This window comes from Pseudoroseomonas ludipueritiae, from assembly GCF_014490445.1.
GTDB lineage: Bacteria > Pseudomonadota > Alphaproteobacteria > Acetobacterales > Acetobacteraceae > Pseudoroseomonas > Pseudoroseomonas ludipueritiae.
The window spans coordinates 1-5,548 of the sequence record NZ_JACTUZ010000218.1 but is presented as its reverse complement, the minus strand read 5'-3'; the positions used below and the strand labels follow the sequence as shown (position 1 = coordinate 5,548).

The window sequence follows — 5,548 nt, the reverse complement described above, 5'->3', positions numbered from 1 at the left end:
ACGGGCCGCTGCTGCTGCCCCCGCCGCCGCCGCCCACCGTGCCGCCGCCTTCGCTAGGCCCCGCCGCCCCCCCGCTGGACGCGCCCGATCCCACCAACCGCATGGCCCGCCCCGCCCTGGTGGCGGAGCTGTCGCAGCAGACGGTGGAGATCACCACCGGCTTCACCGGCACGCAGCTGCTGGTCTTCGGCGCCACCGACCGGCTGCTGGGCCCGCAGCCCGACGGGTCGCCGGGCGACGACGTGCTGGTGATCGCGCAGAACGCGCCGGAGCCGATGATCGTGCGACGCAAGATCCAGGTGCTGGGCTTCTGGATCAACGGCCCCTCCGCCCGCTTCCGCAGCGTGCCGGGCTTCTATGTCGTGACCGGCACCCGGCCGCTGCGCGAGATGCTGCCGGATGTCGAGCGCAGCACCAAGCACCTGGGGCTGGACAAGCTGCCGCTGGCCTCCACCGGCGTGCAGGACCCCGGCTACCGGGAGGCGCTGCTGCAGCTGAAGCAGAATGCCGGGCAGTGGCGGGAACAGGAGACGCCGATGCATATCGCCGGCTCCCGCCTCTTCCGCGCGCGGCTGGATCTGCCGGCGACGGTGCAGACCGGTGACTACCAGGTGCAGGTGCTGCTGGTGCGCCAGGGCCGCGTGCTGGCGCGGCAGGAGCTGGGCTTCCGGGTGGAGCGGGTCGGCGCCGCCGCGCAGATCGCGGAAGTCGCGGAGCAGCAGCCGCTGGTGTATGGCATTTTCTGCGTGCTGCTGGCCGCCTTCGCGGGCTGGATGGGCAGCGTCTTGTTCCGGAGGAGCTGATGGCCGAGGCCGAACGGCGCGACCGCGTCTTCCTGGTGGTGGTGGACGACAGCCCGGAGCGGCATACCGCCCTCCGCTATGCCTGCCTGCGGGTGCGCCACAGCGGCGGCCGCGTGGCGCTGCTGCGGGTGGTGGAACCGGCCGAGATGACCGAATGGGCCGGCGTCGGCGCCATGCTGGAGGAAGAACGGCGGGAAGAAGCGGAAAAGCTGCTCTCCGGCCTCGCCGCCGAGGTGCAGGAGATCACCGGCGGCCTGCCGATCCTGCTGATCCGGGAAGGCGACCCGCGGGACGAGCTGCTGGCGCTGCTGGAGGAAGACCCGCGCATTTCGATTCTGGTGCTGGCCGCGGCCGCCGCCGGCACCGGGCCGGGGCCGCTGATCCAGGCCCTGGTGGGCCGCCACGGCGCCCGGCTGCGGGTGCCCATGACCATCGTGCCCGCCGGGTTGAGCGAGCAGGATATGCAGCGGGTGACCATCTGAGGCCACCCGCTGCCGTCGCCCTGCTTAGCGCAGGACGATTTCGACGCGGCGGTTCTGCGGCTCACGCACGCCATCGGCCGTGGCGACCAGCGGACGGCTCTCGCCGAAGGCCTGCACGGTGATCTGCGAGCGCTGGATGCCCTGGCGGGCCAGCTCGGCGGCGACGGCGTCGGCGCGGCGCTGCGACAGGCGCTGGTTGTACTGCGGCGAACCGGCGCGGTCGGCATGGCCGGCCACTTCGATGCGGGTGGTCTGCACGCGGCCGGCGTTCTGGGCGGCTTCGGCGATGATCTGGCGGGCGCGGTCCGTCAGGTCGGCGCGGTCGAAGTCGAAGAACACCAGGTAGGTGCGGGTCGGCGCCGGCGCGGCGGCCGGGGCCGGGGCATCTGTCATGACCGGGGTCACGGCCGGGCGCGGCGCGTTGAAGGCGTAGCGGACGCCGAGCATGATGGAGTGGTTGTAGTTATCGAACTCGGTGTTCCGGCTGTAGAGCGTGGTGGGCGCCCCGTTGTTGACCCGCCCGGTGGCGGTTGTCCGGAGCTTCACGCCCTCGGTGGCCATGAAGCGGTATTCCAGCGTGGCCGAGAGGCCCGGCACCCAGCGGATGGGGAAGGCGAGGCCGGCGATGCCCTGGTAGGCCAGGCTGCCATTGACGTCGTCGCTGCGGATATCGGCCGAGGCGGTGGAATTCGTCACATTGTTCAGCTCGGAATTCAGCGTGTTCCGCAGGTTCTGAACAAACTCCGCCCGCACATCGGCCGGAGTCTCCGGCGGCAGGCTGGAGGTCAGGCTGTTAACCAGCCTGTCGGTCAGCCCGTTCGTCAGGCTCCCCGTCAGGCCGCTGGCGGGTCCGACATTGATGGAGCCGCGGACATTGTCATGGTCGCGCCAGACATAGCCGATGCCGCCGCCGATATAGGGCATCACGGCGCTGGAGGGGATGCCGATGCTGGTCAGGTCGAAGTCGTAGAAGGCATTCGCCATGACGCCGTAGTTGTAGACGCTGCCGCCGTTGCGGAGCAGGCGGTAGCCGGCCAGGGTCACCGTGTCCGATTCGTTGGAACGGTAGCTGCCTTCCACTTCGACCCGCAGGCCATTGCCGAAGCCCCAGCCGATGCTGGCCACGCCGCCCCAGCCGATATTCGAGTCGAATGCCACTTCGCGGGACAGGCCATTCTGCTGCAGCAGGCGGCCAGCCTGGCCGGCGATCTGGCCGGAGCTACGCTGCAGGTAATTTCCGCCTGCGCCGCCTGCAATATAGAGGCCATCGATCGGCTGGGCGCCGGCCAGGGCCGGCAGCAGGGCAATGCCCGCCGTGAGGGTCAGAAGAAGACGCATGAGGAACCTTTCGTTGAACGCGATCGCCGCCTCGGCAGGGCACGACTCCGCCGGGGAATGAACTGTAGCGTTACATTTAATGCAATATTGTGTTATCGCAATTTCACGCTTTCACGAAGGCGTGCAAACGGCCTGAAGAATATTCCGGGCATGAACCGGCGCCGCCGCTTCGCTCCGCCATCGCGCGCCTCTACCCCGCCCCCGGCTGGCCGCATGGCTTTCCGGTTGCATGCGGAAGCGTGATCCACCACATGCACTGGCGAAAACCGACTCCTGCGCACGGAAACTGAATAATGTTCATCGAGACGGAAGCCACGCCCAATCCGGCGACCCTGAAGTTCCTGCCGGGCCAGGACGTGATGGGCGCCCGCGGCACCGCCGATTTCACCAGCGCCGAGGCCGCCGCCCGTTCCCCGCTGGCGGAGGCGCTGTTCGGGCTGGAAGGCGTGGCGCGCGTCTTCCTGGGTGCCGACTTCATCACCGTCACCAAGGCGGAGAGCGCCGACTGGCAGGCGCTGCGCCCGGTGGTGCTGGGCACCATCATGGAACATGCCATGGCCGGCCGCCCGATGATGCTGGGCCAGGATGACAGCAACGAGGAGATCGAGGACACCGACCCGGCCGATGCCGAGGTGGTGGCTCAGATCAAGGAGCTGCTGGATACCCGCGTGCGCCCGGCGGTGGCCGGCGATGGCGGCGACATCGTCTTCCGCGGCTTCCGCGATGGCATCGTGAAGCTGCACATGCAGGGCGCCTGCTCGGGCTGCCCCTCCTCCCGCGCCACGCTGAAGCATGGCGTGGAGAACATGCTGCGCCACTACGTGCCGGAAGTGGTGGCTGTGGAGCAGGTCGAGGCCTGAAGCCCGGCCCCATGGCGCCGGCGGCCCGCCGGCGTCATGGATTCTGGTGATAACGGCCATCCAGCCGCCGGATTGGCTTCGACCGGCTTCAGGCTTATCCCTTTCGCAACGCAATATTCGGATGAGCGAATCGGATGGCCGACAAGATCGACAGCGCCGCGCTGGACCAGCTGTTCCTGACCGCCCGCACCATGAACAAGTGGCAGGACAAGCCTGTCACCGACGAGAAGCTGCACGAACTCTATGACCTGCTGAAGATGGCGCCCACCAGCGCCAACAGCAGCCCGGGCCGCTTCCTCTTCATCCGCACGCCGGAAGCCAAGGAAAAGCTGAAGCCCGCCCTCTCCTCCGGCAATCTGGAGAAGACGATGTCGGCGCCGGTCACGGTGGTGGTGGCCTACGACACCGCCTTCTACGACAAGCTGCCCTTCCTCTTCCCGCATGCCGATGCCAAGTCCTGGTTCACCAGCAGCCCGGCCTTCGCGGAGAAGACCGCCTTCCGCAATGCCACGCTGCAAGCCGGCTACCTGATCATGGCGGCGCGCGCCATCGGCCTGGATGCGGGCGCGATGAGCGGCTTCGATGCCGGCAAGGTGGACGCCGCCTTCTTCGAGGGCACCACCTGGAAGGCCGACCTGCTGATCAACCTGGGCTATGGCGACCCCTCGGGCACCTTCGGCCGCCTGCCGCGCCTGCCCTTCGAGGAAGCGGCGAAGATCGTCTGACCTCAGGCATGGGACACGAAAAGGCCGGCCGGGATCTCTCCCGGCCGGCCTTTTTTCGTTCCAGTGGCCTGTGTGGCCTAGGCCGCGACGCGGCCCGCCTGCGGGTCCAGCCGGTAGCCGCCGCCTTCGGTCAGCAGCAGGCAGGCATTGGTCGGGTCCGGCTCGATCTTCTGCCGGAGGCGGTAGATATGCGTCTCCAGCGTATGCGTGGTCACGGCGGCGTTGTAGCCCCAGACCTCGTTGAGCAGCACCTGCCGCGCCACCGCCCGGCCACCGGCCCGGTACAGGAACTTCAGGATCGCGGCTTCCTTTTCCGTCAGCCGGATCTTGCGGTTCTTGGCCGGCTCCAGCAGCAGCTTGGCCGAAGGGCGGAAGGTATAGGGCCCGATCACGAAAACAGCGTCCTCGCTGTTGTCGAAGACCCGCAGCTGGGCACGCAGCCGCGCCAGCAGCTCCGCCACCCGGAAAGGCTTGGCGATATAGTCATTGGCGCCGGCATCGAGGCCGCGCACCACATCCTGCTCCCCGTCGGCGCCCGTCAGCATGATGATGGGGATCTTCACACCCTCGCGCCGCAGGCGCGCGCAAAGGTCTCGCCCATCACCATCCGGGAGGCCGATGTCCAGCAGCACGGCGTCGCAGCGGGGGGATTCGCTGCCCAGAAGCTGTTCCGCGGCTTCCGCCGAGGTTTCCGCTTCAAGGGGGGCGAATTCCCCATCCAACGCCAATTGTTCCGACAAGGTGGCACGCAGCGCCACGTCGTCGTCCACGATCAGGATCGGCCGCGGGCCGGTCATGAGATCTCCCGACTAAGCCAGTGATTCAGCATCAAACCCCCCAACGCACGAGCACGCCAAAGCGTTGCCGATGCCATTCTAAGGCGGCATCATCGTGCCGCCGCAGCGTTCAGCCAGCAACCCCCACGTGTAGTGAGGTCTAGAAGGTTCTTTCTCGCGCGATTAGCCGGGGATGGCAATCCTGCAACAGATGCCGCATTGCCGACAGGCCCTGGCGGCATAATGTTGATGCCTTGTTTTCGGCCCGCCCCGCTCGCCCGGCCGCCATTCCTGGCGCGGGCGTGCCGCGTGCCAGCACCAGACGGAACTGACTCCATGACCAGCACAGGCCCGGTCTCCTGCAGTCCCACTTCGGAGACCCGGCGGAACGCCCAGCCCAAGGCATCCCTCCCCGGCCAGCATGACCCGGAGCCCGGCCTCCTGGTGCCGGATGCCGCCAGCCTCGCCCTGCGCCGCGTGCACCGCGCCGCCAGTGACCTGCGGCGCGGCACGCCCGTGCTGCTGCGCTGCGGGCGCGAGAACCCGGGCTCGGCCCTGCTCGTG

The 5,548-nt window shown here is 68.4% G+C and carries 6 protein-coding genes and 1 pseudogene; 5 read left to right on the top strand and 2 right to left on the bottom strand.

From position 1 onward, the window contains the following. Nucleotides 1-803 (top strand): TIGR02186 family protein (locus tag IBL25_RS24060; protein WP_187781000.1); only part of this gene is annotated, 803 nt, incomplete at its 5' end. Further along, nucleotides 803-1,285, top strand: coding sequence for a universal stress protein (locus IBL25_RS24055; RefSeq protein WP_187780999.1), 483 nt, complete (start codon nucleotides 803-805; stop codon nucleotides 1,283-1,285). The genes IBL25_RS24060 and IBL25_RS24055, both read left to right, overlap by 1 nt. Before the next feature lie 24 nt (nucleotides 1,286-1,309). Here IBL25_RS24055 and IBL25_RS24050 read toward each other — a convergent pair whose 3' ends face one another. Next, the gene (locus IBL25_RS24050) at nucleotides 1,310-2,623 is read right to left on the bottom strand and encodes an OmpA family protein (protein ID WP_238940630.1); all 1,314 of its coding nucleotides are present in this window, start codon (nucleotides 2,621-2,623) and stop codon (nucleotides 1,310-1,312) included. A 293-nt stretch (nucleotides 2,624-2,916) separates the two neighbouring features. Between IBL25_RS24050 and IBL25_RS24045 the strand changes: the two genes are divergently transcribed. Together IBL25_RS24045 and IBL25_RS24040 are read left to right on the top strand one after the other, a co-directional pair. Then, nucleotides 2,917-3,483 carry a NifU family protein gene (locus tag IBL25_RS24045; protein WP_187780998.1) on the top strand — a complete coding sequence of 189 codons (567 nt, stop codon included), beginning with the start codon at nucleotides 2,917-2,919 and terminating at the stop codon, nucleotides 3,481-3,483. A 134-nt stretch (nucleotides 3,484-3,617) separates the two neighbouring features. Then, nucleotides 3,618-4,208 (top strand): malonic semialdehyde reductase, encoded by a 591-nt coding sequence (locus IBL25_RS24040; protein ID WP_187780997.1) that lies wholly within the window; start codon nucleotides 3,618-3,620, stop codon nucleotides 4,206-4,208. Between the two features lie 77 nt (nucleotides 4,209-4,285). Here IBL25_RS24040 and IBL25_RS24035 read toward each other — a convergent pair whose 3' ends face one another. Next, nucleotides 4,286-5,005, bottom strand: a complete 720-nt coding sequence (locus IBL25_RS24035; RefSeq protein ID WP_187780996.1) for a response regulator transcription factor — start codon at nucleotides 5,003-5,005, stop codon at nucleotides 4,286-4,288. A 315-nt stretch (nucleotides 5,006-5,320) separates the two neighbouring features. Between IBL25_RS24035 and IBL25_RS24030 the strand changes: the two are divergent. Beyond that, nucleotides 5,321-5,548, top strand: a pseudogene (locus IBL25_RS24030) (hypothetical protein); the annotation flags it as partial.